Here is a 26,158-nt window from a genome sequence, read left to right on the forward strand (position 1 = left end):
CATGAACCCAAACCGTCCCGCCCTGCCCCGCCCCCTGCAGCCCCGGCAGCGCCGCCTGCTGCAGCGCCCTGCGCTGGGCGCGCTGGCTGCGTTGGCCGTGGCCGCCGCGCTGCCCGGCTGCGCCATGATCCCCGCCTATGAGCAGCCCGCCGTGAGCGTGCCGCAGCACTTTGCCTACGACACGCCCGCGCCGCAGGATCAAGCACCCATCCAGGCCGCATCGCTGGGCTGGAAAGACTACTTTGCCGATGCCCGCCTGCACCGCCTGATCGAGCTGGCCCTGGCGCGCAACACCGATTTGCGCAAGGCCGCGCTCAACGCCGAGGCCGTGCGCCAGCAGTACATGATTGCGCGCGCCGAGCAACTGCCGGCCCTGGGCGCCAGCGCCGGCGGCTCGCGCGCGCGCGTGGCCCAGGACCTCAGCCCCAGCGGCGCGGCCTACGTGGCCTCGTCCTACAGCGTGGGCCTGGGCATCACGGCCTACGAAATCGACCTGTTCGGCAAACTGCGCAGCGCCAGCGAAGCGGCGTTGCAGGCTTATCTGGGCAGCGCCGCCAGCCGCGACAGCGCCCATCTGGCGCTGGTGGCCGCAGTGGCCAAGGCCTACTTCAACGAGCGCTACGCTCAGCAGGCCATGGCGCTGGCGCAAAGCGTGCTCACCACGCGCGAGCAAACCTACGAACTCACGCAGCTCAAGCACCGCTCAGGCGTGGTCTCCGCGCTGGACCTGCGCCAGCAGGAGGCGCTGATCGAATCGGCCAAGGCCGACTACGCCGGCGCCGTGCAGGCGCGCCAGCAGGCGCTCAACGCCCTGGCCATGCTCATCAACCAGCCGCTGCCCGAGGACCTGCCCGAAGGCCTGCCGCTGGCGCAGCAGTTCAAGATCGAGCGCCTGCCCGCCGGGCTGAGCTCCGAAGTGCTGCTGAACCGGCCCGACATCCGCGCCGCCGAATTCGCCCTCAAGCAGGCCAACGCCCAGATCGGCGCGGCGCGCGCAGCCTTCTTCCCCAGCATCCGCCTGACCAGCAGCGTGGGCACCGGCTCCAGCGAGCTCAGCGGCCTGTTCGGCGGCGGCAATCACACCTGGAGCTTTGCGCCCGCGATCACGCTGCCGATCTTCAACTGGGGCAGCCTGCAGGCCAACCTCGACGCCGCGCGCGTGCGCCAGCAGGTGCAAATCGTGCAGTACGAAGGCGCGGTGCAGGCCGCCTTCCAGGACGTGGCCAATGCCCTGGTGGCACGCGAACAGCTCCAGCAGCGCCACGCCGCCAACACCCGCCAAAGCCAGGCCTACGAGCAGGCCCTGCAACTGGTGCGCCTGCGCTACCAGCACGGCGTGGCCAGCGCGCTGGATCTGCTCGACGCCGAGCGCAGCAGCTACGCAGCCAACATGGCGCTGCTGGCCAACCAGCTCACGCAGCTGGAGAACCTGGCCGATCTCTACAAGGCCCTGGGCGGCGGGCTCAAGCCTTGATGAGCGCCCACGATCTTGGCGCGAGTGGCCTGGCGCAAGTGGCCTGGTTCTGACGAAGGGCCGAGCCCAGCAATGGCCCGGGCAGAGATCCCTTTTCTGCCTGCGCCTGTGCGCATCGGCAAAACGAAGGGGGCGCAGGCAGCAGGGTCTTTTTCTTTGGTCACTTTCTTTGTTCAAAAAAAAGAAAGTGACTGCGTCGCCGGATGCTCATCCCGGCCTCAGCCCTCAAAGCCGCCACACGGCCGCCACACACGGCCACTACCGGGCGCCATCTTCATGGGGCGCTCGCACTGGGCAGCAGGCCCGCCTGCATGAACGCAGGCGCTCAACGCCCCCGGCGGCCCGGGCCGCGGCCTGCCGCGCCTGGCCGGCCCTTGCCGCCACGGCGCCCGACCATGGCCCCCAGCCCATCGGCGCCGATGTAGCCCTGGGCGGATTTGGGCTTGCCGCGCGGCGCGCTGCCAGCGCTGCCAGCGCCGCGGCTGCGCGCCGACGGCGCCGGGCCCGAGGGCTTGTTGCGCCCTCGGCTGCGGTCGGCCGGCGCACTGCGGCCCGCGCCCCGCTGGCCCGGCGCGCTGGCCTGGGGCCGGGGCATGCCGGCCTCCTCCATCAGGCGCGCCACGTCGCGCTCGGGCAGCTCCAGCCACATGCCGCGGCGCAGGCCGCGCATCAGCACCACGCTGCCATAGCGCACGCGGATCAGGCGGCTGACGGCGTGGCCGACGGCCTCCATCATGCGGCGCACCTCGCGGTTGCGGCCTTCGCTGATGGTGACCTTGTACCACTGGTTGACGCCCTCGCCGCCGCCGTCCTGGATGCTGCCGAAGGCGGCCTGGCCGTCTTCGAGCATCACGCCCTCGAGCAGTTGCTGGCGCTCGCTGTCGCTCAAAGCGCCCAGGATGCGCACGGCGTATTCGCGCTCCAGCCCGTAGCGCGGGTGCATGAGCCGGTTGGCCAGGTCGCCCGAGTTGGTCAGCAGCAGCAGGCCTTCGGTGTTCAGATCCAGCCGGCCCACGGCCTGCCACTTGCCATGCGCCAGGTGCGGCAGCTTGCGGAATACGGTCGGGCGGTTTTGCGGGTCTTCGCGCGTGACCATCTCCCCGGCCACCTTGTGGTAGGCCAGCACCCGCACTGCGGGCGGGGCCACGCGCAGGCGCAGGGGCTTGCCGTTGATCTTGATCTGGTCGCCATGCTGCACGCGCTGGCCGACGTGCGCGGGCTGGTCATTGACGGTGATGCGCCCCTGGGCGATCAGCGCCTCCATCTCCAGGCGCGAGCCCACGCCGGCCTGCGCCAGCAGCTTGTGCAGCTTGGGCTGCTGGGCATCGGGCTGCAGCACGCGCTTGTGCGCCTGGCGCTCGGGCCGGCTGGATGGGGCGGCGGCTGGCGCGGCCTCGGGCGCTGCGCCCTGGCGCGGGCTGCGGCGCGGGCGGGGCGCAGAGGGCACAGCGGGGGCAGAAGCCGCTGGCGGCCCGCCCCGGCCTTTGCCGGGCTTGCGGCTTGCTGCGTTGCGGGAAGGTTTCTTGGCTTGCATGGTGGTGGCTTTCGCTGGGCTGGCCGCCCGGCACCGTTCGGGCCGGGCGGCGGGGTTCTGGGATGCGCCTGCAGAGGGCTTGCCCTCACGAGGGCTGCAGGCCCTGGGATGGTCCCGGTGGCTCGGGCTGCTCGGCGGGCGGCATGGCGCTCACTGCTTCGACGGCTTGGGCCATGTCTTGGGTTTCGGGCTGCTGCGCCTCGGTCTCGGTCTCGGTCTCGGGCTCGGTCTGGGCCTGTGGCTGTGTCTGTGGCGGCCATGGCTGCTGGGGCCCATCCTGGGGCGGCTGCTGGGCTGGCGCGGGCTCCAAGTCCTCGGCAGGGTCTTCTGACGCTTCTTCCCAAGCCGCTTCAAGCGGCGCTTGGGCCGTGTCTTCGCGCGCACCCTCACGCGTATCTTCGCGCACATCTTCGGCTGGCGGCGCAGCAGAGGCCTCGGCGGCTTCGAGCGCGCTGCCTTCGTTGCCCTCGCTGCCGCCAGCTGGCGCAGCCGCAGGGCCCAGGCCCAGCTGCTGCAGCGTGGCCTCGCTGACGGCATCAACCTCGGGCAAATCGCGCAGCGAGGCCAGGCCCAGGTCGTCCAGGAACTGGCCAGTGGTGGCAAACAGCGCCGGGCGGCCCACGGATTCGCGGTGGCCGATGACTTCGATCCAGCCGCGCTCCTCCAGCTGCTTGATGATCTGGCTGTTGACGGCCACGCCGCGGATTTCCTCGATGTCGCCGCGCGTGACGGGCTGGCGGTAGGCGATCACCGCCAGGATTTCCATCGCCGCGCGCGAGTAGCGCGGCGTGCGCTCGGGCTCAAGCCGGGCCAGAAACGGCAGCACATTCGCGCGGCTTTGAAAGCGCCAGCCGCTGGCGACCTGCACCAGCTCCAGCCCGCGGTGCGCCCAGTCGATTTGCAGCTGCTCAAGCCAGGCCTGGATTTGCTCGGCATCGGGCGGCTGCTCGAACAAGGCCTGCAGGCTGGGCATGGCCATCGGCGCCGGGGCGCACAGCAAGGCCGCCTCCAACACGGAGATCGGATCGACAGGGGGGGCTGGCACAGAGTTCATGAATCACGGCAAATGGGATGGAAGGCGCAGGCCAGGGCGCAGCGCCAGCCGCTGCGGCGCGCATCAGCGATTGTCGGCGAACTGGCCTGCGCCGGGCGACTCGGCCTCGATCCCCTCGGCGGCCTCGGCAACTTCAGGCCAGGGCAGCTGCAGCGCCTGCAGCAGCTGCTGCATGTCCTGCGGCGGCGGCGCGCAAAAGCGCAGCGGCTGGCCGTGCAGCGGGTGCGCCAGGGCCAGCTGCCAGGCATGCAGGGCCTGCCTGGCAATGGCCGGGTGGGGCTGGCCACCGTAGGTGGCATCGCCCACCAGGGGCCAGCCCAGGTGCTTGGCGTGCACGCGGATCTGGTGCGTGCGGCCGGTGTGCAGGGCGCAGTGCAGCAGCGCAAAGCCGCCCTGCCGCGCCAGCAGGCGCATGTCGGTCTGCGCGGGCTTGCCCGGGTGGCGCTGCAGATCGACCACGGCCATGCGCAGGCGCTGCTGCGGGTCGCGCCCGATGGGGGCATCGACGCGCAGCGTCTGCCCGGCCTCGGGCCAGGCGCGTGCGCCGGGGCCGGCATGGGCCACGGCCAGGTAACGGCGCGCCACGGCGCGCTGCGCAATCTGCGCCACCAGCGCCGTGGCCGCCGGCAGGCTTTTGGCCACGACCATCAGGCCGCTGGTGTCCTTGTCCAGCCGGTGCACGATGCCCGCGCGCGGCAGCGTGGCAAAGACCGGGGCATGGGCCAGCAGGCCATTGAGCAAGGTGCCGCGCCAGTGGCCTGCGGCCGGGTGCACGACCAGCCCGGCCGGTTTGTTGAGCACCAGCAGCGCCTGGTCTTCGTAGACGATGTCCAGCGCCATGGGCTCGGGCACGAAGGCCTGGCTTTGTTCCGTGGGCTGCAGCGCCACGCGCAGGCATTGGCCCACGGCCACTTTCTGCGCAGGCTTGAGGGCGACCGCGCCATCGAGCCAGACCTGGCCGCTGCGGATGAGCTGCTGCAAATGGCTGCGGGAGAACTCCGGCGCCAGCTCCAGCAGCGCCTTGTCCAGCCGCGCGCCATGCAGCGCGGCGGCCACGGGCTGCTCGCGCAGCTCGCCGCTCAGATCAAACTCGGGCTGCGCCGCGCCCTGCAAGGATTCCAGATCGCTCATACCAAGGCGCGAAATGCCGCAGTCCCCCGAGCGCCGATCGGACTGGGGCGCAGCACACAAGCCAGGCAAGCTTCAGCGCTTGGGCAGATAGCCAGCGGGGTTGACGGGCTTGCCCTGACGGCGCACTTCGAAGTGCAGCTTGACGCGATCGGCATCGGTATTGCCCATTTCGGCAATCTTCTGCCCGCGCGCAACGCGCTGGTCTTCCTTGACCAGCAGCACGCGGTTGTGCGCATAGGCCGTCAGGTATTCGTCGTTGTGTTTGAGGATGATGAGGTTGCCGTAGCCGCGCAGGCCCGCGCCGGCATAGACCACGTGGCCATCGGCGGCTGCGACGATGGGATCGCCGGCCTTGCCGCCGATGTCGTAGCCCTTGTTGGTGCTCTCGTTGAAGCCTGCCAGCAAGGGGCCGTTGGCCGGCCAGGCCAGCTGAATGCCGCCTGCCGGGGCCGCCGGCGGGGTGCCGGCCGTCACGGTGGGGATGGGGGTGTTGCTGCGCACGACCGGGGGCTCGGCGGCCGAGCCTGCCGGCGCGATGGGGCGCACCTCCACGCCGCCGCTGGGCGCGCCCGATGGGCTGGACGCACCGGCGGCGCCAGCCACGGCCACAGGCGCCACGGCCGAGCCGCCGCCTTGGCCCGCGCCCGCCGCTGGCGGCACGGCGCCCGGCGGCACTACGCGCAGCACCTGGCCGACTTCGATCACGTCGGCATTGACCAACTGGTTCCAGGCGGCAATGTCCTTCCAGCTCTGGCCGGTCTCCAGGCCGATGCGGATCAGCGTGTCGCCGGGCTTGACGGTGTAGTGGCCCGGCGGGGCCGGCACGAGGGGCGCCACGCTGCCCACCTCACCCATGCCGGCGCGGTCTTCGACAGGCGCCTGATTGAGCGAGACGCTGGAGCAGCCCGCCACCAGCAAACAGGCAGCGATCACGCTGCCCGTACCAAACCATGGTTTTTGCAATTGCATCATCGAATCTTCCCTAAGAACCTGTTCACGACCTCGGCGCGAGTGGGCAAGAAGCGGTTGAGGATGGGCTGCAAGGCACAAAACGCAGCCGGGCCCAGTGGCCCGGCGAGGATTTGCGGGAGCTGCAGACTGCACGCAGCCGCAGCCGCACGCAGGCACTGCGATCCATGCAGGACATCCTAATCAACGCCGGATTTTAATGGAACGAAGTGTACGGCCTCCAGGGCCTGTTGCCGCAGGCCGGCGGGCGTTTTGTCCAGCACCATCAGCACCTGGGCGCCGCCCTGGGCCACGGTGGGGGCGATGATGCGCCCGCCCATGGCCAGCTGCTCGACCCAGGCCTGCGGGATGGCCTGGCCGCCTGCGGCGCAGACGATGGCCGCATACGGCGCGCCGCTGGCATAGCCGGCCATGCCATCGCCAAAGAGCAGGTGCAAATTGGCCACGCGCATGGGCCGCAGGTTGTGGCGCGCGCGCTCGTGCAGACCGCGCAGGCGCTCGATGGAATAGACCTCGGCGGCGATCTGGCTGAGCACTGCCGCCTGGTAGCCGCAGCCCGTGCCCACCTCCAGCACGCGCCCGGCGATGCGCCCGCCGCCAGTTGCCGTGTCCAGCAGCAGCGAGAGCATGCGCGCCACGACCGAGGGCTTGGAGATGGTCTGCCCAAAGCCGATTGGCAGGCTGTTTTCGTCGTAGGCCTTGCCGCCCAGCGCGGAGTCGATGAAGGCATGGCGCGGCACCTGGCGCATGGCTTCGAGCACCAGCGGATGCATGCCCGGCAGCGCCTCCAGGCGCTTGACCATGCGCTCGCGCGCGCCCTGCTGGCTGGAGGCATCGAGCGCTGCCGCCGGCTGGGGGGGCTGGCGCCAGGCGGCCGCCGGCGTGGCCAGCGCAGGCTGCGCCATGCTGCTGCGCACGGCGGCGGCAGCGGCGGGCCGCGCCAATGCGCCGGGCGCGCCGGGCAAGCTGGCGCGCGCTGGCGGCACTGCGGGCGCTGGCAGCACCTGGGCCGGAAAGCGGGCTTTCTTCTGCATCACGCCCCCGTTTGCGGCCAGGCCGCAGCGCCAAAGCCAGGCACATTCAGCCGCGCCTGCCAGGCCTGCAGTTGCGCGTGGTCGCTCAAGTCCACCTGCAGCGGCGTGACGGCCACATGCCCCTGGGCCGTGGCGTGGAAGTCCGTGCCCTCGCTGGCATCGCTGGCCGCGCCGCAAGCGCCGATCCAGTACATGGTCTCGCCGCGCGGGTTTTGCTGGCGGATCACGCGCTCGGCGGCATGGCGCCGCCCCAGGCGGCACCAGCGCAGCGGCCGCAGCGAGTTCAGCGGCAGGTTGGGAATGTTGACGTTGAGCAGCCAGGGCGTCTGGCCGATGAGCTGTTGCGCGCGCAGCTGCGCCACCAGCAAGGCCGCAGCCTGGGCAGCGCTTTCCAGATGGGCCCAGCCCTTGTCCACCTGCGACAGCGCCATGGCCGGGATGCCGAACAGATAGCCTTCCATGGCCGCGCCCACGGTGCCCGAGTAGATGGTGTCATCGCCCATGTTGGCGCCGTTGTTGATGCCCGAGACGATCAGATCGGGCCGGTAGTCCAGCAGGCCGGTCAGCGCGATGTGCACGCAGTCGGCCGGCGTGCCATTGACGTAGCGAAAGCCCATGGGCGCCTGATGGACGTACAGCGGCGCATTGAGCGTCAGGGCATTGGATTTGGCGCTGTTGTTGTGCTCGGGCGCGACGACTTCGACGCGCACATCGGGCAGCGCGCTCAAGGCCTCGTGCAGCGCCACGATGCCTGGGGCCAGGTAGCCATCGTCATTGCAAAGCAGGATTTTCAGCATGCGCGAAGTGAGATCAAAAAAGGGCCTGCACACAGGCCGGTGGGCAGCGGCGGCGGCTCTTGGAAAGGCAAGGTTCAGGGCTCCAGCAGGCTTTCGATCTGCTCATCCCAGAACACCGTGTGCACCTGCCACTGCGCCTGCGGCTTGTAGAAGGTGCAGGCCACGCGCAGGCCGTGGTGCTGCAGCTTGAGCAGGTACAGGTGCTGCACCACGCTTTTGCCGCCCTGGCGGCTGCGCACCCATTCGTGGCCCAGGATCTTGCCGCCACCGGCCAGCAATTGGCGCAACTGCCCTTCCGTCTCGGCCGCCAGCTGCGCCAGCTCGCGCTCGGGCAGCGGCCAGTGCGGCGCCAGCAGCTCAAAGGCGGCGGCAATCTGCATCTGCGCCATGCGCTGCAGCGCAGCATCGCACAGCGCGCGCGTGTGCTGCGGCTTGTCCAGGCGCTGGGGTGGCGTGGCTGCGGGGGATGCGGCAGTCTTGTTGCCTGCCCGGGACGCTGCCTGCGCACCCTGCCGATCTGGCCCGCCTTGGGCCGGCTGCTGCGGCAGCAGTGGCGCGTCCATCAACGGCACCACGCTGTCGCCGGGCAGCAGCGGGGCCTCGAGGGACGGGGCGCTGCCTTGCGACTGCGCCCAGGCCAGCGCACTGGCGGCTGCGCCTGCGGCAAACAGCAGCGCCCAGCGCCGTGCCATACGGCCTGGCCGGGCCATCATTTGATGCGCCGCAGCGCCGGGCGCTTGCCGGCCGGGCCGGGGGCACTGGGCGGGGGCGGCTCGTCATCGCCAGGGCCATGCTCGCCACTGGGCGGCGCAGGCTGCGCTGGCGGCGGCACGGCGCGCAGCACCGGGCGCGGCGCGGCCGCTGGCGGAGTGGATGGCTGCTGGGGCGGCTGGGCAGCGGGCGCGGCGTCATCGGCCACGGCCTCGCCCTGACCTTGATCCCCTTGATCCAGCTCTGGGCCGCTGGACGCCAGCACGGTATCGGGCACGGCAAACGCCATGCCCTGGCCGTTTTCACGCGCATAAATGGCCATGACGCGGTGCACCGGCACGAGGATGTGGCGCAGCACGCCGCCAAAGCGCGCCTGAAATTCGATGTAGTCGTTGCCCAGTTGCAGCTTGGAGGTGGCGTCGTAGCTGATGTTGAGCACGATCTCGCCATTGCGCACGAACTCAGGCGGCACACGCACCGAGCCATCGACCTTGACGGCCAGAAAGGGTGTCAGCCCGTTGTCGGTGCACCATTCGTGCAGCGCGCGCAGCAGATAGGGCTGCGTCGAAGGCAGGGGGGTATCGTCGTCAGCAGAGCTCATGGCAGCAGCAACCAGTGGGCATGGCACCGCTGGCCGATGCAGCGGCGGGGAGAAGGCCTGGCGCGCAGCGCCGTTTTCACGTGCAGCGCAACAGGCAAAAAGGCGATGCGCCCCAGGGCAAGATCAAAGACTTGCGCCTTCAGCGGCGCATGACCTTTTCCGAGGGCGTCAAGGCCTCGATGTAGGCCGGGCGCGAGAACAGGCGCTCGGCGTACTTGAGCAGCGGCGCGGCATTGCGGCTGAGCTCGATGCCGTAGTGCTCCAGGCGCCACAGCAGCGGGGCGATGGCCACGTCCAGCATCGAGAAGTTCTCGCCCAGCATGTATTTGTTCTTGAGGAAGTTGGGCGCCAGCTGTGTCAGGCGATCGCGGATGTGAGCGCGCGCCTTGTCCTTGGCCTTGGCATCGCCGGACTCCAGCGTGCTCACGTGCACGAACAGCTCTTTCTCGAAATTGAGCAGGAACAGGCGCACGCGGGCCCGGTCCACGGGGTCGCCAGGCATCAGCTGCGGGTGCGGGAAGCGCTCGTCGATGTACTCATTGATGATGTTGGACTCATACAGGATCAGCTCGCGCTCGACCAGAATCGGCACCTGCCCGTAAGGGTTCATCACACCGATGTCGTCGGGCTTGTTGAACAAGTCCACGTCGCGAATTTCGAAGTCCATGCCCTTTTCAAACAGGACAAAACGGCAGCGGTGGGAGAACGGGCAGGTCGTGCCCGAATACAAGACCATCATTGGTAGGAATTCCTCAAAAAAATCAACGCCGAGCCAGCGCCGGATTGGCCGATCCATGCCAAGGCCAACCACCTGTGCGACCAACCCGCGCGGCGCCCCCGCAGGGCAACGCGGCATCATACAAAATTCACACTGGCGATTTCAAGCCAGGGCCAGCCCGCCTGCGACGGGCCGCGGCAGGGTTTGTGCCGTTGGCAGGCGCCCTGGCCCCAGGCGTTTTTGTAACAGGGCGCTTCAGCGCCCATGCCGTGCGGCGCTGCGCCCTGCGGCCAGGCGCAGGCAGCGGCCCGGGCCCCTGCGCATGCAGCCAAGTACCGGCTTCACAGCAGAAAACCTTCTCATTTGCAGCCATTGCGGGCAAAAACGCCATACATCCGGCGTTTTCGGATGCCGCGTCGGTGGCGTCTGGGCCGAGCGCAACCGGCTGCCGCACTCGCACAGGCTGTCAAACAAGATGTTTCCATTCTCATGCAACCGCCGCCAAGGCGGCGCACAACAATGGCGCCCATCGTCATTACAGAGAGGATATCTGCATGAGCTTCTTCAAGGAATTTCGCGAATTTGCCATCAAGGGCAACGTCATCGACCTGGCCGTGGGCGTCATCATCGGCGGGGCATTCGGCAAGATCGTCGACTCCGTGGTCGGTGATCTGATCATGCCCGTTGTCGGCCTGGCATTTGGCAAGCTGGATTTCTCCAACCTGTTCATCACCCTCGGCGAAGTTCCCCCCGGGACAGCTCCCTCGCTCGAAGCCTACCGCGCAGCCGGCGTGCCCGTGCTGGCGTACGGCAACTTCATCACCATTGCGCTGAACTTCCTGATCCTGGCCTTCATCATTTTCCTGATGATCAAGCAGATCAACCGCCTCAAGCGCAGCGCCCCACCAGAGCCCGCAGCCACGCCCGAGGACATCGTGCTGTTGCGCGAAATCCGCGACAGCCTGCGCCGCTGAACCCCAGGGTCCCAAGCCGGCACACAAAACAAAAGCGCTCTGCCAGGAGCGCTTTTTTCATGCCCGCGGCCGTGCTGCCCCGGAGCCAAGGACAAGCGCCTTACGCCGGGTTGTCGATCTCGATGAATTCGTGCTCCAGGCCCAACTGGCCGGCGATGTGGCCGGCCAGCGCCGGCATGCCATAACGCTCGGTGGCGTGGTGGCCAGCGGCGATGAAGCTCACGCCGCATTCGCGGGCCAGGTGCGCCTGGGGCTCGGAAATCTCGCCTGTGACAAAGGCATCCACGCCGGCATCAATGGCTTTTTGGAAATAGCCTTGAGCGCCGCCCGTGCACCAGGCCAGGGTGCGGATGCTGCACCCGGCGTTGATGCAAATGGGCGTGCGGCCCAGCCTGCGCTGCAACTGCTCGGCCAGGGCCTGGCCATTGGCATAGGGCGTGGCCAGCTCTGCGCGAAACACCAGTGATTTCTCGCGCAATGGCGCGCCCGCGCCCCAGCCCATGTGCAGGCCCAGCTGGGCGTTGTTGCCCCACTCTGGATGGGCATCGAGCGGCAGATGGTAGGCCAGCACGTTGATGTCGTGCGCCAGCAAGCGCTGCAGGCGCTGCTTCATCCAGCCGGTGACCGTGCCGTCCATGCCGCGCCAGAACAGGCCATGGTGCACGACGATGGCATCGGCGCCTGCGGCGATGGCCGCGTCGATGAAGGCCGCGCTGGCCGTCACGCCGCTGACGATCTTGCCAATTTGCGGCTTGCCCTCGACCTGCAGGCCATTGGGGCCATAGTCGTCGAAGGCATCGGGGTCGAGAACCTGGGCAAAGGCATCGAGCAGGCGGTCGCGGGAAACAGTCATGGGGCGCTTTCAATCATTCAAGCCAACAAGCAGCACACAGCGCGGGCAGCAACGCACGCTGCCAGGCCACGCAAGGCGCGCCAATCTACCACCGCTGCAGCTGCCAGCGACCCAGACGCGCAGCGCCAGCGCGCTGCATATGCTCATGCCGCATTGTTATTTGTTGCCCTGCAACAAAGCGGCTAAGCTGCGCGGCGCCCGATCAGGATCGAAAGGATTCGGGCCCAGCCACACACCAAGGAACTGACCATGCCCGAAAACCCAACGCCACCCCAAACCCAGGCCGCAGCCAGCGACCGCGCCGCCCACTGGAAGCTGCAAACCATTGCCGTGCACGGCGGCTACACGCCCGATCCCAGCACCAAATCGGTGGCCGTGCCCATCTATCAGACTGTGGCCTACGCCTTTGACAGCGCGCAGCATGGCGCGGACCTGTTCGACCTGAAGGTGCCAGGCAACATCTACACGCGCATCATGAACCCGACCACCGATGTGCTGGAAAAGCGCCTGGCGGCGCTCGAAGGCGGCGTGGGCGCGCTGGCGCTGGCCTCGGGCCAGGCGGCCATCACCTACGCCATCCAGACCATTGCCGAGGCCGGCGACAACATCGTTTCGGCCAGCGCGCTGTATGGCGGCACCTACAACCTGCTGGCCCACACCCTGCCGCAGCTGGGCATTGGCACGCGCTTTGGCGACACGGCCGATCTGCGCAGCTTCGAGGGCCTGTTCGACGCGCGCACCAAAGCCTTGTACGTCGAATCCATCGGCAACCCGCTGGGCAATGTGACCGACATCGCCGCGCTGGCCGATCTTGCACACCGCCACGGCGTGCCCTTGATCGTGGACAACACCGTGGCCACCCCCTATCTGCTGCGCCCCTTCGAGCACGGCGCCGACATCGTCGTGCACTCGCTGACCAAATACCTGGGCGGCCATGGCACCAGCCTGGGCGGGGCCATCATCGACTCCGGGCGCTTTCCCTGGGCCGAGCACAAGGAGCGCTTCAAGCGCCTGAACGAGCCGGATGTGAGCTACCACGGCGTGACCTACACCGAGGCGCTGGGCGCAGCAGCCTACATCGGCCGCGCGCGCGTCGTGCCGCTGCGCAACATGGGCGCCGCGCTCTCGCCATTCAACGCCTTTTTGATCCTGCAAGGCATTGAAACCCTGGGCCTGCGCATGGAGCGCATCTGCAGCAACACCCTGGCCGTGGCGCAATACCTGCAGCAGCACCCCAAGGTGCAATGGGTCGGCTACGCCGGCCTGCTCGGCCACCCCGACCACGCGCTGGCGCAGAAGTACCTGGGCGGCCAGGCCTCTGGCGTGATGACCTTCGGCGTGCGCGGCGGCCGCGCCGCGGGCGAGCGGTTTCTTGACGCGCTGCAGCTGTTCACGCGCCTGGTCAACATCGGTGACACCAAATCGCTGGCCACCCACCCGGCCAGCACCACGCACCGCCAGCTCTCGGCCCAGGAGCTGACCCAAACCGGCGTCAAGGAAGAAACCGTGCGCCTGTGCATCGGCATCGAGCACATCGACGACCTGATCGCCGATCTGGAGCAGGCGCTGCAGGCCGTTTGATGGCCCGCCGCAAGGCGCATCGCCCGGCGCCTTGCACGCCCCCCGGCGCTGTGCCGCTGCGGCCAGTCATCACAGCCAAGGGCCGACGGCTTGGCCCGGCCGCATCCTGCGGCATGATGCGCGCCTATGCCCGAAACTGCCCGCCCCCGCCCTGCGCTGCTGCGCGTCCTGTTGATTGCCATGGCCCTGGTGGCCTTTGCCACGGTGCTGCTGCGCACGGCCTGGATTTCCGACGACGCGGCCATCACGCTGCGCACCGTGCTCAACACCATCCATGGCTGGGGGCCGCGCTTCAACCTGGACGAGCGCGTGCAGGCCTACACGCATCCGCTGTGGTTTCTGGCCCTGAGCGCGCTGAGCCTGCTGTGGCGCGGCGATGTGTTTGCCGCCAACCATGCGCTGTCCATCGGCGTGTCGCTGGTCACGCTGGCGGCCTTGTTGTGGGCCTTGGCGCCGCGTGTGCCGCAGCTGCTGTTGGTGACGCTGGCGGTGCTGTTGTCGCAGGCTTTCATCGATTTCTCGACCTCGGGGCTGGAAAACCCGCTGGCGCATGCGCTGGTACTGCTGGCCTATGGCTGCGCTGCCCATGCGCTGCGCCAGGGCCCTGTCAGCGGCACATTCCGGCCCGCCCCCCTGGCCACCTGCGCAGGCCTGTTCATCGCCTGCGGCCTGGCCTATCTGACCCGCCCGGACCTGGCCGTGCTGCTGGCGCCGCTGGCGCTGTGGCTGTCCTGGCAGCTGCGCAGACAGCCCAAGGCCCTGCTGGCCGCCTGGGCCCTGGGCGCATTGCCCGTGCTGGCCTGGACGGCCTTCTCCCTGTATTACTACGGCTGGCCGTTGCCCAACACGGCCTACGCCAAGCTGGGCACTGGCATTGCCTGGGATGAGCGCGTGGCGCAAGGGCTGCGCTACCTAGCGCACAGCGCCCGCACCGACCCGCTGACGCTGCTGGTCATCGCCCTGGGGCTGGTTGCCGGCCTGCGCCCCCGCACAGGCGCGCCAGCGCGCGCACTGGCCTTGGGCATTGCGCTGTACCTGGCCTACGTGGTGTCGATCGGTGGCGACTTCATGGCCGGGCGCTTTCTGACCGTGCCCTTCTTCGCCGCATTGATCGCTCTGCTGGCCAGCGCGGCGCACACAGGCAACACGCCACAGCATCCCGCCTGGACGTTTGCGGGCGCTGCCCTGCTGCTGGCCTTGGGCCTGGGCGTGCCGCGCACGCCCACGGTATTGAGCGACGCCAGCTACCACGCGCCCGAGATCAGCCCCAGCGGCATTGCCAACGAGCGCGGCCACTACTATCGCGACACCGGCTGGCTGCGCGGCCAGTTGCGCGCGCCCGAGGCCGCGGCCTGGCGCGCCAGCGGCCAGCGGCAGGTGTATGCCATCTGTGGCGGCCTGGGCTTTACCTCCATCCACCAAGGCCCGCACGCGCACTTGATCGACACCTGCGCGCTGGCCGATCCGCTGCTGGCCCGGCTGCCAGCCAAGGCCAGCACGCCGTGGCGCATCGGGCATTTCTACCGCGTGCTGCCGGCCAACTACATCGCCAGCATCCGTCAGGATCAGAACCTGCTGAGCGACCCAGCCCTGCACAGCGCCTACGACACGCTGCGCACACTCACGCGCGCGCCGCTGAACGACCCACAGCGCCTGCGCCAGATCGTTCAGGCCAATCTGTTCGGGCTGGACATGGGCGATACCAGCGCCTACCGCCAGGGCCTGCTTCCCACCAGCAGCAGCGTGCACCGCGTGGCGCTGGGCGCGCTGCAGGCGCGCTTCGACCTCGGCAAACCCTTCTACACCCAGCACTATCAAATCTTCGAGCACGCGCTGGAGATCGAACTGCCCCGCCCCATGGCCTTGGATCAGCTGGAGCTCTCGCTGGACCCAGGCGATGCATACCACGTCAGCGCCTGGGTCGATGGCCAGTGGCAGGCCATCGGCCACGTGCCCCCGGCAGCGTCCGTGGTCATGACCAACCACGTACTGCCAATGCCGCATGGCCCCATCACCACTGAGCGGCTGCGCATCACCGGCAGTGGCGGCGATGGGCTGTACGTGCTGGGCCACGCCATTGCCAGCCTGCAGGGCCAGGTGCTGGCCGTTGATACGCCAGCGCGTTGATCGTTGATGTCCTTGGCCGGCGCGCGTTGCGCGTCTGCCGCCAGCAGATTGGCTCAGCCTTTGCTGGCCTGCCTCAAGATGCGCAGCGCCAGCCGCAGCGCGGTGCCGGGCGCGACCAGTTGGTTGACGGTGCCGGCGATGGCGATCTGGCGCTGCGGGCAGTGCAACGCCAGGGCGCCAGACAGGCCCAGGTGCCCGAGCAGCGGCGGCGCGCGGCGCAGCGGATCGAGCAGCCAGGGTAGCTTCAGCCGCTGCAGGCCGACGCCCGCCTGCATGGGGAAAAACACCGACAGAGGGCGAAACACCTGCAGCTCGCGCAGATCGCTTGCAGGAAACAGCTCGCCACCGAAGAAGGCCTGCACGAAGCGCAGCAGCTCGGGCGCGGTGGACACCATGCCGCCATCGGCGCGGAAGGAGGCCATGGCCAGCGGCCGGTGCAGTGGCCGGACGTGGTCATAGATGTCGCGCGGTGTGCGGTCGGCAGGGTCTTGGTAGAGGTAGGTGCGCGTCAGCCCCAGCGGCGCGCAGATGTGCTGCGCGTAGCAGTGCGCCAGGGGCTGGCCCGTCAGCTGCTCGATCAACAGGCCCAGCAGCTGGTAGTGGCTGTCAGAATAGCACGCACGCCCGGTCGCGCCAGTTGGACGGGCCGGGCCAATCTGGCGGCTGCGCGCCAGTGCCTCGGCGGCGCTCCAGCCAAAGTCCGGGCCGCGCCGCAGCTGGCGCAGCCAGCACCGGCCCTGGGCATCGGCCCCCTCAAAGTAGTCGGGCAGCCCGGCAGTGTGGGCCAGCAGCTGGCGTGGCGTGAGCGTTGCGGGCAGGCTTTGCAGCAGGGCCGCGTCCGGATGGCGCGCCAGATGCCGCGCCACCGGCTCGTCCAGCGCCAGTGCGCCCGCGCGGCGCAGCTGCATGATGAGCGCGGTGGTGAACAGCTTGGTCACGCTGGCGATGAAAAACGGCGTGTCCAAATCCAAGTCGCCCGCTGCAGCGCCATTGGTTTGACCTTGGTGGCTCAGGCAAAAGGCCGCGCCGAAAATCCGGCTGCCATCGACGGTTTTGGCCAGTGTGTGGGCCAGCCAGGTTTGCAAATCCTGGGCGCCGTGTCGACTCATGCCTGGGCCTTGTCTCGCTCTTGTATGGGTGGGTCGGGCGTTTGAACGGCGGGTCAAAAACCGTGCAAAAGCTCAGCCATGCGCGCGCCCCAGCAGCAGGTTTTCAAACGGGTGCTGGCGCTTGAAGCGGTAGGCGCCAAAGTCGCGCTCGTCGGTGGTGAGGATGCGGCCGTGGCCCAGGTGCTCGGCCAGCAGCACCAGCGAGGTATCGGCCAAATCCATGGGCAGGGCTTGGTAGCGCGCCATCAGTTGCGACAGGCGCGCGTTCTGGGTGGCGGGCCAGTGCCAGGTGGCGATGCTGCCGTCGGCCACTTCGTCCAGCAGCGCGCGGGCGGCGTCGGGGCCGATCCAGCGCATGAGCAGGTGCGTGGCCTCGGTCAGCACGGGCCAGGTGGTCACCCAGCCCTCGGCCTGCGTGCCCAGCGCCGCCACGGCGCGGCTGTGCCAGGCATCGCGCCGGTCCACCAGCGCATAGAAAAAGCCGGCGTCGGCAATGATCATGCGCGGCCTTTTGGGGCGGCTTTACCAGCGCTTTTGGCGGCGCTTTGGGTTGCCTTGGGCCCGCCCTCGCCCGCCGTGGCAGGTGTGGCTGGGTACGGCGGCTGGGCAGGTTCAGCCACTTGCCAAGCCGGCGCGGCGGCGGGCGGCGCGTATTTGCCGGCCCAGCCTTCGGCCAGGCGCGCCTTGTAGCGGCCGGCCACGTCGGCGCGGCCGCTGTCGCCCTGGCCGATGAACGCGCCCAGGTGCCGCAGCCCGCTGCGCTGCGCGCGCACGGTATCGTAGTAATGCTGCACGCTGGTGCGCAGCACCTCGCTCACGCCCATGCCGGTCACTTCGGCCAGATAGGCCACTTGCTGCTGGGCTTCTTCATCAAAACGGGCATTGACACGCATGGCGCACTCCTTGGTCAACGGCAAAACGGCTTGTCATGCATTGTATGACAAGCCGTTTGGTTTGTGCAGAGCCTGTGCGCAGAGATTGTCAAACCATCAGCCGCATCTTGCGCGCGGCTTCGGTCAGCTCATCGCGGAACTTGGGATGGGCAATGGCGATGAGCGACTTGGCGCGCTCGTGCGCGGTGCGGCCGCGCAGCTGGGCCACGCCGTATTCGGTGACCACGTAGTCGATGTCGTTCTTGCTGGTGGTCACGTGCGTGCCGGGGCTGAGCACCGGGGCGATGCGCGAGATGGTGTCGTCCTTGGCGGTGGAGGGCAGCACGATGAAAGCCTTGCCGCCGCGGCTGCGGTTGGCCGCGCGCACGAAGTCGGCCTGCCCGCCCGTGCCCGAGTACACCTTCACGCCCTGCGACTCGGAGCCGCACTGGCCCAGAAAGTCGATCTGCATGGTGGCGTTGATGGCAATCAGGTGGTCGTTCTGGCCGGCCAGGTAGGGGTCGTTGGTGAAATCGACCGGGTGCATTTCCAGCGCCGGGTTGCGGTGCATGAACTGGTAGAGCTTCTTGCTGCCCAGGCCGAAGGTGGCCACCATCTTGCCCGGCAGGTAGTTCTTGCGGCGGTTGTTGACCACGCCCGCTTCCACCAGCGTCATGATGCCGTCGCCGATCATCTCGGTGTGCACGCCCAGGTCTTTCTTGTCGGTCAGCTGCATGACCACGGCGTCAGGAATGGCGCCGTAGCCGATTTGCAGCGTGGCGCCGTCGGGGATCATCTCCGCCACGTACTTGCCAATGGCCTGCTGCACCGGGCCGATAGTGGGCAGGCCCACCTCGAACACCGGGTCTTCACTTTCCACCAGCGCCGCCACTTGCGAGATGTGCACGTGGCAGTTGCCGTTGGCAAAGGGCACGTTGGGGTTGACCTCCAGCACCACGGCGCGCGCCTTCTTGATGGCGGCCATGGTGTAGTCCGGCCCAAGGCTGAGGGAGAACCAGCCGTGCTCGTCCATGGGCGAGGCCAGGCTGAACACCACGTCGGCGGGCATCAGGCCGCGCTCGATCAGCGCCGGCATTTCAGAGAAGTACGAGGGCCGGTAATCCACCCAGCCCTCCTGCCCGCCGGGGCGCGACGCACCGCCGAAGAAGTAGGCCACGTGGCGCACGTGGCGCACGGTCTCGGGGTCGAAGTAGTCGTACTTGCGCACCGGCAGGATTTGCGAGACCGTCACGCCCTCGAACTCGCGCCGCTGCGCCGACAGCGCCTCCAGCAGCTTGGGCGGCTCGGCCACGCCGGTGGGCACGACGATGGTGTCGCCGTTCTTCACCACGCGCACGGCGTCTTCGGGGCTGCGGCGTTTTTCGCGGTAGAGGGTGTCAAAGCGCATGGGCTGTTCCTTTGGCTTGATGTCGAGAATGGTTCGCAAATTCAGCAAAGCGCGATCATGGCACAAACCATCGCCCACAGTGGCCGTACCCGATCAATAGCCGGGCTTGGATCCCTTGCGGCGCTGGGCGAACAGGCCCACGCCACGCGCACCCTGGCGGGCGAAACGCTCACGCCGCGCCTGCTTTGGGTCCACCAACAGCTCACGGTAGGCTTCGATGCGGTCGCCATCGCGCAGCACTTCATCGGGCTGCGTGCGGCGCCCCCAAATACCCCAGCGCCACTGGCCCTGCAGCGCCTGCCAGGTCTCCTCATCCAGCGAGCAGGGCCGCTGCTGCAACAGCAGCGCCACGGCCTGCGCCAGCGTCGTGCCCTGCGGCAGCTGCAGCAGGCGCTCTTCGATGCAGCGCGGCGCCAGGCACAGCGCCACCTCCACCTGCAGCATGGGCGGCGCGCTCGAGTCGCTGGCAGCAACTGGCGGGCGGGGGGCACTCATAGCGGCTTCGACTCGTGCAGGTCTTGCTCAAGCGGGCTTGCCATAGAGCTGCTCGGCGCGCTGCACAAAGGCCTGCACCAAGGTATTGGCGATCTTGTCAAACACCGGCCCGACCAGCAGACGCAAGGCGGCGGAGTCGAAGTCATAGCGCAGCACCAGGCCGACCTTGCAGGCCTGCGATTGCTCGGCGCTTTGCCCGCCGATGGGCTGGAAGGTCCACTCGCCCTGCAGCGTGGAAAACGGCCCGCGCACCAGCTGCATGCGCACCTGCTCCTGCCCCACATGCTCGTTGCGCGTGACAAACGACTGGCGCACCCGCGCAAATGCCATGCCCACCTCCGCCAGCATGCCGTGCTCGTCTTGCTCCAGCACGCGGGCCTGATCGCACCAGGGCAGAAATTGCGGGTAGCTCGCCACATCGGTGACCAGCGCAAACATTTGCGCGGGGCTGAACCAGACCAGCGCGGATTTCTCGACGTGTTTCATGGGCGCTCGCCAGCGAGCCAGGCCGGGGCAGCCAGGCCGCATTTGCATACAATGGCCGGTTTCGCAGGCGGCGCTGCGCCCGGCGCGGGCAAAGCGGCGATTCTAGCGCCGCCCTACCTGCCCAAGCCACGCACACCAAGCGGACGCGCCGCGCAGCGCCCTCGCACCCCATCCCAGCCCATGGCCAGCAAAGACAAAAAATCCCCCCCCAGCCGCATTGCCGAGAACAAGCGCGCCTTCTTCAACTACTTCATCGAAGAGCGCTACGAGGCAGGCATGGTGCTGTACGGCTGGGAGGTCAAGGCGCTGCGCAGCGGCAAGGCCCAGCTCACCGATGCCTACGTGGTCATCCGCGATGGCGAGCTGTTTCTCATCGGCGGGCAGATCAACCCGCTCAAGTCGGCCTCGACCCACGTGCGCCCCGAGCCCGATCGAACCAAAAAACTGCTGCTGCACAAGGACGAGATCAAGCGCCTGGTGGGCAAGGTCGAGCAAAAAGGCTACACGCTGGTGCCGCTGCACCTGTACTGGAAGAACGGCCGCGTCAAATGCGAAATTGCGCTGGCCAAGGGCAAGGCCGAATACGATAAGCGCAACACCATCAAGGAGCGTGAAGGCAAGCGCGAAGTCGAGCGCGCCATGAAGTCGCGCCAGCGCTGAGCCGGCTCGCACCATCTTCTTTGCGCCCGCCCATGCCCACAACCCCGACTAACCAGATTGGCAACACAGGCGCCAGCGGCCCCGCCCCGGCCGACTTGCTCAAACGCTGTCGCCGCGCGGCGCTGGCGATGCTGCTGGCCGCCAGCATGGGCGCTGGCGCGCAAACCGCCCCGGTGCGCACAAGCGCCGAGCCGGCAGGCGCCTTGCCCGCCGCGGGCTTCGTGCTCATCACGCCCGATGGGCAGGCCCATGTGCATCTGTCCCGCCCGCTGGCAGCGGGCGAGCGCCTGTGGGTGCAATGGCCCGATCGCGCAGGCCAGCCCAGCTGCTGCCGGCGGCTGGCTGCCGATGCGCTTCAGCCCGTGAGCGCATCAGCGCAGAGCGCTGGGGACGACAAACCGCAACACCCCGTGGTCATGGCGCTGGATGGCAGCACGCCCGCGCACTACCGTCTGCGCGTCACCGACGAACTCGCTGGGGACAGTTTTTTGGGCATGGCGCTGGCAGCGCCGCGCGTGCGCGCCCAAGGTGCCTACGCATTGCACGCCGCGCCAGACATCCGCGTGCGCATGTGCGCAGGGGCCGAGGGCCTGAACCTGCTGACGCAAGCCGGCCAACGGCGCCAGGCGCTTTACCTGGGCCTGGGCTATCCGATCGAGTCATCCCACCCCTGCACGCTGCAAGACGAAGACTTCATTCGCCGCGCAAGTCAGTAAGAACCTGTTCAAAGGCTGAGCGTGTGCTGGAAAGCGCCGCCTCAGCCGGGGGCGGGCACCAGGCGCGGGATGCGCGCACGGCAGTTGGGGTAGGCCTGCTGCACCGTCACCTCGATCAGGCGCGCGGCCGAAGGCCAGTCCTGCCAATAGTCGCCCACTTCGTCGATCACGCGCGCCGTGCCGTTGATGCGCACGCGCGTGGCGCTGGCAAAGTCGATGAACAGCATGCCGATGCGCGGGTTGGTCAGCAGGTTGCCGATGCTGTTGAAGAAGTTGTTGCCGGGGTAGTCGGGGAAGACGATGGTGCGCTCATCGGGCACGGCCAGCAGCGGCTCCGGGTCGTTCGGCGGGCTGTGCTGGCGGCCGCGGTAGCTGCAATCGCAATCGCCGCGGTCATTGGCGGTGGCAATGAAGAAAAAGGGCTGGGCCTTGAGAAACGCGATCAGGCGCGGGTTGAGCCGGTCGCGCACCGAGGCGGCCAGCCCGCGCGTGAGGCGCGCCACGCCATAGCGCTGATGGGCTTGCAGCTCGCCGGGGTGGAAGACGCCGAAGCCGGGGTCGTCGTGGATGGATTCGCTCATGGCGGATACCTTTGCGAAAGGCCTCAAGAAAAAACGGCGGGCAAGCTGCCCGCCATTTCGGCGCATTTTCGGCGCATGCCAGCCCGCCTGGGCCGCCGCGCGGCGCGCGCCCGCGAAACAGGCAGGCGTCGCGCCATCGGCCTGGGTTGCCGCGGTCAGAAAAAGCCCATCGCGTTGGCGTTGTAGCTCACCATCAGGCACTTGGTCTGCTGGTAGTGCTTGAGCGCCATCTTGTGGTTCTCGCGGCCGATGCCCGATTGCTTGTAGCCGCCGAAGGCCGCATGCGCCGGGTAGAGGTGGTAGCAGTTGGTGAACACCCGTCCGGCCTGAATGCCGCGGCCCATGCGGTAGGCGCGGGTGCCATCGCGCGTCCACACCCCGGCAGCCAGGCCGAAGATGGTGTCGTTGGCAATGGCCAGCGCCTCTTCCTCGTCCTTGAAGGTGGTCACAGCCGCCACCGGGCCAAAAATTTCCTCTTGGAACACGCGCATGTCATTCTTGCCCAGCAGCATGGTCGGCTGTATGTAAAAGCCCTTGTCGATGCTGCCGCCAAGACTCCCGCGCGCACCGCCGATCAGCACCTTGGCGCCTTCTTTCTGGCCCACATCGAAGTAGCCCAGGATCTTGTCCAGCTGCTGCTGCGAGGCCTGCGCGCCCACCATGGTGTTGGTATCGAGCGGGTGACCCAGCTTCATCGTCTGCACGCGCTTGACGGCCTTGTCAATGAACTTCTCGTAGATCGACTCCTGCACCAGGATGCGCGAGGGGCAGGTGCAGACCTCGCCCTGGTTGAGCGCGAACATCGACAGCCCCTCCAGCGCCTTGTCCAGAAAGGCGTCGTCGTGGTCCATCACGTCGGCAAAGAAGATGTTGGGGCTCTTGCCGCCCAGCTCCACGGTGCTGGGGATGAGGTTCTCCGCCGCGCACTTGAGGATGTGCTTGCCCACCGGGGTGGAGCCGGTGAAGGCCACCTTGGCGATGCGCTTGCTGGTGGCCAGGGCGTTGCCCGCCTCCTTGCCGAAGCCGTTGACCACGTTGACCACGCCCGGCGGCAGCAAGTCGCCAATCAGCTCCATCAGCAGCATGATGGAGGCGGGCGTCTGCTCGGCAGGCTTGAGCACCACGGTGCAGCCCGCGGCCAGCGCCACCGGCAGCTTCCAGGCTGCCATCAACAGCGGGAAGTTCCAAGGAATGATCTGCCCCACCACGCCCACCGGCTCGTTGAAGTGGTAGGCCACGGTGTCTTTGTCGATCTCGGAAATGCCGCCTTCCTGCGCGCGCAGGCAGCCGGCGAAGTAGCGGAAGTGGTCGATCGCCAGCGGCACGTCGGCGGCCATGGTCTCGCGCAGCGGTTTGCCATTGTCGATGGTCTCGGCCACGGACAGGCGCTGGAGGTTCTGCTCCATGCGGTCGGCAATGCGCAGCAAGGTGTTGGCGCGCTCCTGCGGCGAGGTCGCGGCCCACTTCGGGAAGGCCGCGTGCGCCGCGTCCAGCGCCAGCTCGATGTCCTGCGCGCCCGAGCGCGCCACCTTGCAAAACGGCTGGCCGGTGATGGGCGAGACGTTCTCGAAATACTCGCCCTTGACTGGCGGCACCCACTTGCCGCCGATGTAGTTGTCGTAGCTGGCGCGGTAGGGGAAGTCGGTGTCGATGCCCATGCGCTTGAGTTCCTTGGCGTCCATGCGTGTCTCCTTCTTTTGAAAAATGCGTGGATGGTGAAAAGCCCGCCTGCGCAGCCAATCGCACAAATCGCACAGGCAGTACAGCACCCAAGGCAATATCCATACCAATTGCAGCGCACTGCGGGTTTATCCCAGGGCCTGCCGCCTTCATCGGCCCGCCTGCGGCCCCAACGCCGCCCGCCAAGGCCCCATTGGCCGCCCGACATGCTGCTGGGGGTACTGGCACCACAAAGTACAAACAAGCAACCCTGTACCGTTTTGGCACAGCCCGATGCGCCAAAACGGCACAGCTGCGCAGTGGCCGCAGGGTCAAATGCCCGCGTGCTAGGATGCCAGCCGCCCCGCAAGACGACGGGGCGCAATCCATGGCCTGCCCCACACGCCACGCCTGACGTGCCGCAGCTGACGTGCCATCTGCCAGGCCATGCAGCACACAGACCCGACACCCAAGTCGGGCTTTCCCAAGGAGACACCACATGGGAGCAATGCCTTTTCACGCACAGCAGCACCGGGCACCCGTGGGCGCCGACGCACTGCTGCAGCAGGCGCGCCGCGCACTGCAAACCGGCGCCCTGCCGGCCGAAGAGCTGTTGCCGCCGGCGCTGGCCTACGTCTCGCGCTCGTGGCAGCGCAGCGTCCAGGCCGGGCTGGACGCCTTTGCCCGCAGCACCCCCGCGCCGCACCACAGCCGCTTCGAGCTGGCCCGCGCCACCGAACGCCAGCACGAGCTACTTACCCACGCCCGCCCGGTGATGGACTACCTCATGGGCCAAACGCGCGAGCATCGCGGCATGGTCATCCTGGCCGATGCCGATGGCCTGCTGCTGCACGCCCTGGGCGATCTGCACTTCCTGCAGCGCGCCGAGCGCGTCGCGCTGGCGCCCGGCGCCTCCTGGCATGAGGCGCACCGCGGCACCAACGCCATCGGCACCGCACTGGCCGAGGCCGCCCCCGTCATGGTGCACGGGGCCGAGCACTTCCTCGAATGCAACGGTTTTCTCTCCTGCGCGGCCGCGCCCGTGCGGGCGCCCGATGGGCAGGTGCTGGGCGTGCTGGACTTCTCCGGCGAGCGGCGCCCGGCCTCGCCCCACTTGCTCGGCATGGTCAGCACGGCCGCGCACATGATCGAAAACCGCCTGTTCCAGGCCCGCCACGGCCATCAGCTGCGCCTGCATCTGCACCCATTGCCCGAAGGCCTGGGCACCGCGGCCGAAGGCGTGCTGGCCATCTCCGAGCAAGGCCTGATCGCCGGCGCCAACGCCGCCGCCCTGCAACTGCTGGGCCTGCAGGCGGCCGGGCTGAGGCAGCTGCACCTGCAGCACCTCTTCCAGACCGACCTGGAGCAACTGCTGCGCAGCGCCCATGCCGCGCAGCCGCTGGTGCTGCAGCGCGCCGCCCCGGGCCAGCCCACCCGCCTGCATGCCCGCGCCTGGCTGGCCAGGCCTGCGCGCCGCCAAAGCACAGCTGCCACGCCCACCCAGCCCGGCACATCCACTCAGCCCAGTGCCCGGCCCAGCGCCCTGCCCGCCCCCTTGCAGGCGCTGGACACCGGTGATGCCCACTGGCGCGGCCTGCTGGAGCAGGCCGCCAAAGTCTGCAACCACCCCATCGCCCTGCTGCTGCAAGGCGAATCGGGCACCGGCAAGGAAGTGCTGGCCCGCGCCATCCACCAGGCCAGCGGCCGCGCCGCGCAGCCACTGGTGGCCGTCAACTGCGCCGCCCTGCCGGAAAACCTCATCGAAGCCGAGCTCTTCGGCTACGCCCCAGGCGCCTTCACCGGCGCGCGGCGCGAAGGCGCGCCCGGCCTGATCCGCCAGGCCCACGGCGGCACCTTGCTGCTGGACGAAATCGGCGACATGCCCCTGGCGCTGCAGGCGCGGCTGCTGCGCGTGCTGCAAGAGCGCCAGGTCACCCCGCTGGGCAGCGGCCAAAGCGTGGCGGTGGACTTCGCCCTGATCTGCGCCAGCCACCGCGACCTCAAAGCCGAAGTGGCCGCCGGGCGCCTGCGCGCCGACCTGTACTGGCGCATCAACGGCCTGAGCCTGCACCTGCCGCCGCTGCGCCAACGCAGCGACTGGCATGCCCTGGCCCAGCGCCTGCTGCAGCAACACGCCCGCGAACAAGGCCGCTGCGCCTGCCCCACACTGAGCGATGAACTCGAACGCGCCCTGCGCCACTACCCCTGGCCCGGCAACCTGCGCCAACTCGACAGCGTGCTGCGCACCGCCGCCGTACTGGCCGCAGACAGCCCGCACATCGACTGGCAACACCTGCCCGGCGACCTGCGGCAAGAACTGCAGCGCCCACCAGCGCCACACGCCCCATCCGGGCCACAGCCCAACGCCCCGCCCGCATCCGCCCCGCCCACAGCAGAGCCCCCAGGGCAGCCAGAGCAACCACAGCCGCACGCCGCCGGCACCATGCCACTGGCACAGCACACCCTGCTAACCCTGCAACGCGCCGTGGCCGACGCCGGCGGCAACATCTCCCAAGCCGCACGCAACCTGGGCATCAGCCGCAACACCTTGTACCGCCACCTCAAGCGCCAGCGCTGAACAGCCGCCGTTACAACATAAAGGCTGCTTTGCAAA

The 26,158-nt window shown here is 68.5% G+C and carries 25 protein-coding genes; 7 read left to right on the forward strand and 18 right to left on the reverse strand.

What is annotated here, in order from left to right; translation table 11 throughout:
- Position 1: 1 nt before the first annotated feature.
- Positions 2-1,474 (forward strand): efflux transporter outer membrane subunit, encoded by a 1,473-nt coding sequence (locus CK625_RS06245; protein WP_095539454.1) that lies wholly within the window; start codon positions 2-4, stop codon positions 1,472-1,474.
- Positions 1,475-1,799: 325 nt separating this feature from the next.
- Here CK625_RS06245 and CK625_RS13895 read toward each other — a convergent pair whose 3' ends face one another.
- The 9 genes from CK625_RS13895 to CK625_RS06285 all read right to left on the reverse strand — a co-directional run bounded on the left by CK625_RS13895 (position 1,800) and on the right by CK625_RS06285 (position 10,044).
- The gene (locus CK625_RS13895; RefSeq protein ID WP_429001300.1) at positions 1,800-2,921 is read right to left on the reverse strand and encodes a pseudouridine synthase; all 1,122 of its coding nucleotides are present in this window, start codon (positions 2,919-2,921) and stop codon (positions 1,800-1,802) included.
- A gap of 172 nt (positions 2,922-3,093) precedes the next feature.
- Positions 3,094-4,062 (reverse strand): SMC-Scp complex subunit ScpB, encoded by a 969-nt coding sequence (scpB, locus tag CK625_RS13900; protein ID WP_172425104.1) that lies wholly within the window; start codon positions 4,060-4,062, stop codon positions 3,094-3,096.
- 63 nt (positions 4,063-4,125) lie between these two features.
- Positions 4,126-5,193 carry an RluA family pseudouridine synthase gene (locus CK625_RS06255; RefSeq protein ID WP_095539455.1) on the reverse strand — a complete coding sequence of 356 codons (1,068 nt, stop codon included), beginning with the start codon at positions 5,191-5,193 and terminating at the stop codon, positions 4,126-4,128.
- 72 nt (positions 5,194-5,265) lie between these two features.
- Entirely contained in the window at positions 5,266-6,162 is an 897-nt protein-coding gene (locus CK625_RS06260; RefSeq protein ID WP_095539677.1) for a peptidoglycan DD-metalloendopeptidase family protein, read from the reverse strand.
- Positions 6,163-6,341: 179 nt separating this feature from the next.
- Positions 6,342-7,196: a protein-L-isoaspartate(D-aspartate) O-methyltransferase gene (locus tag CK625_RS06265; RefSeq protein WP_095539456.1), complete on the reverse strand. Its 855-nt coding sequence runs from the start codon at positions 7,194-7,196 to the stop codon at positions 6,342-6,344.
- Positions 7,196-7,990, reverse strand: coding sequence for a 5'/3'-nucleotidase SurE (gene surE / locus CK625_RS06270; RefSeq protein WP_095539678.1), 795 nt, complete (start codon positions 7,988-7,990; stop codon positions 7,196-7,198). Before surE ends, CK625_RS06265 begins: the two co-directional genes overlap by 1 nt.
- Positions 7,991-8,067: 77 nt before the next feature.
- Positions 8,068-8,685, reverse strand: a complete 618-nt coding sequence (locus CK625_RS06275; RefSeq protein WP_095539457.1) for a hypothetical protein — start codon at positions 8,683-8,685, stop codon at positions 8,068-8,070.
- Between the two features lie 17 nt (positions 8,686-8,702).
- Entirely contained in the window at positions 8,703-9,305 is a 603-nt protein-coding gene (locus tag CK625_RS06280) for a ClpXP protease specificity-enhancing factor (protein ID WP_095539458.1), read from the reverse strand.
- 139 nt (positions 9,306-9,444) lie between these two features.
- The gene (locus CK625_RS06285) at positions 9,445-10,044 is read right to left on the reverse strand and encodes a glutathione S-transferase N-terminal domain-containing protein (protein WP_095539459.1); all 600 of its coding nucleotides are present in this window, start codon (positions 10,042-10,044) and stop codon (positions 9,445-9,447) included.
- Positions 10,045-10,577: 533 nt separating this feature from the next.
- Here CK625_RS06285 and mscL point away from each other — a divergent pair.
- Positions 10,578-10,997: a large conductance mechanosensitive channel protein MscL gene (gene mscL / locus CK625_RS06290; RefSeq protein ID WP_095539460.1), complete on the forward strand. Its 420-nt coding sequence runs from the start codon at positions 10,578-10,580 to the stop codon at positions 10,995-10,997.
- 100 nt (positions 10,998-11,097) lie between these two features.
- Here the strand turns inward: mscL and CK625_RS06295 are convergent, their stop codons facing one another.
- Positions 11,098-11,850, reverse strand: coding sequence for a Nif3-like dinuclear metal center hexameric protein (locus CK625_RS06295; RefSeq protein WP_095539461.1), 753 nt, complete (start codon positions 11,848-11,850; stop codon positions 11,098-11,100).
- A gap of 249 nt (positions 11,851-12,099) precedes the next feature.
- Here CK625_RS06295 and CK625_RS06300 point away from each other — a divergent pair, with 249 nt between their 5' ends.
- Positions 12,100-13,431, forward strand: coding sequence for an O-acetylhomoserine aminocarboxypropyltransferase/cysteine synthase family protein (locus tag CK625_RS06300; RefSeq protein WP_095539462.1), 1,332 nt, complete (start codon positions 12,100-12,102; stop codon positions 13,429-13,431).
- A 126-nt stretch (positions 13,432-13,557) separates the two neighbouring features.
- Entirely contained in the window at positions 13,558-15,558 is a 2,001-nt protein-coding gene (locus tag CK625_RS06305) for a hypothetical protein (protein WP_095539463.1), read from the forward strand.
- A 53-nt stretch (positions 15,559-15,611) separates the two neighbouring features.
- Here CK625_RS06305 and CK625_RS06310 read toward each other — a convergent pair whose 3' ends face one another.
- From CK625_RS06310 to CK625_RS06335, 6 genes are all read right to left on the reverse strand, one after another.
- The gene (locus tag CK625_RS06310) at positions 15,612-16,667 is read right to left on the reverse strand and encodes a serine hydrolase domain-containing protein (protein ID WP_095539464.1); all 1,056 of its coding nucleotides are present in this window, start codon (positions 16,665-16,667) and stop codon (positions 15,612-15,614) included.
- Positions 16,668-16,739: 72 nt separating this feature from the next.
- Positions 16,740-17,168: a type II toxin-antitoxin system VapC family toxin gene (locus CK625_RS06315; protein WP_095539465.1), complete on the reverse strand. Its 429-nt coding sequence runs from the start codon at positions 17,166-17,168 to the stop codon at positions 16,740-16,742.
- Entirely contained in the window at positions 17,165-17,560 is a 396-nt protein-coding gene (locus tag CK625_RS06320; RefSeq protein ID WP_143325990.1) for a hypothetical protein, read from the reverse strand. Before CK625_RS06320 ends, CK625_RS06315 begins: the two co-directional genes overlap by 4 nt.
- Before the next feature lie 88 nt (positions 17,561-17,648).
- Positions 17,649-18,947, reverse strand: coding sequence for an acetyl-CoA hydrolase/transferase family protein (locus CK625_RS06325; protein ID WP_095539679.1), 1,299 nt, complete (start codon positions 18,945-18,947; stop codon positions 17,649-17,651).
- Between the two features lie 93 nt (positions 18,948-19,040).
- The gene (locus CK625_RS06330; protein WP_238945544.1) at positions 19,041-19,442 is read right to left on the reverse strand and encodes an RnfH family protein; all 402 of its coding nucleotides are present in this window, start codon (positions 19,440-19,442) and stop codon (positions 19,041-19,043) included.
- A 27-nt stretch (positions 19,443-19,469) separates the two neighbouring features.
- Positions 19,470-19,928: a type II toxin-antitoxin system RatA family toxin gene (locus CK625_RS06335; RefSeq protein WP_095539467.1), complete on the reverse strand. Its 459-nt coding sequence runs from the start codon at positions 19,926-19,928 to the stop codon at positions 19,470-19,472.
- A gap of 180 nt (positions 19,929-20,108) precedes the next feature.
- On the opposite strand from CK625_RS06335, the gene smpB reads away from it, so the two are divergent.
- Both smpB and CK625_RS06345 read left to right on the forward strand, forming a co-directional pair.
- Positions 20,109-20,588: an SsrA-binding protein SmpB gene (gene smpB, locus CK625_RS06340; RefSeq protein WP_095539468.1), complete on the forward strand. Its 480-nt coding sequence runs from the start codon at positions 20,109-20,111 to the stop codon at positions 20,586-20,588.
- Positions 20,589-20,620: 32 nt separating this feature from the next.
- Entirely contained in the window at positions 20,621-21,304 is a 684-nt protein-coding gene (locus CK625_RS06345) for a hypothetical protein (protein WP_143326200.1), read from the forward strand.
- A gap of 41 nt (positions 21,305-21,345) precedes the next feature.
- On the opposite strand, the gene CK625_RS06350 is transcribed toward CK625_RS06345, so the two are convergent.
- Both CK625_RS06350 and exaC read right to left on the reverse strand, forming a co-directional pair.
- Positions 21,346-21,885, reverse strand: coding sequence for a pyridoxamine 5'-phosphate oxidase family protein (locus tag CK625_RS06350; protein ID WP_172425105.1), 540 nt, complete (start codon positions 21,883-21,885; stop codon positions 21,346-21,348).
- A gap of 155 nt (positions 21,886-22,040) precedes the next feature.
- Complete coding sequence (gene exaC / locus CK625_RS06355; RefSeq protein ID WP_095539471.1) at positions 22,041-23,567, reverse strand: acetaldehyde dehydrogenase ExaC; 1,527 nt, start codon at positions 23,565-23,567, stop codon at positions 22,041-22,043.
- A 476-nt stretch (positions 23,568-24,043) separates the two neighbouring features.
- Between exaC and CK625_RS06360 the strand changes: the two genes are divergently transcribed.
- Positions 24,044-26,122 (forward strand): sigma-54-dependent Fis family transcriptional regulator, encoded by a 2,079-nt coding sequence (locus CK625_RS06360; protein ID WP_238945545.1) that lies wholly within the window; start codon positions 24,044-24,046, stop codon positions 26,120-26,122.
- The last annotated feature ends 36 nt before the right edge of the window (positions 26,123-26,158 follow it).

The sequence above is a fragment of the Vandammella animalimorsus genome, from assembly GCF_002285265.1.
Taxonomy (GTDB): domain Bacteria; phylum Pseudomonadota; class Gammaproteobacteria; order Burkholderiales; family Burkholderiaceae_C; genus Lampropedia.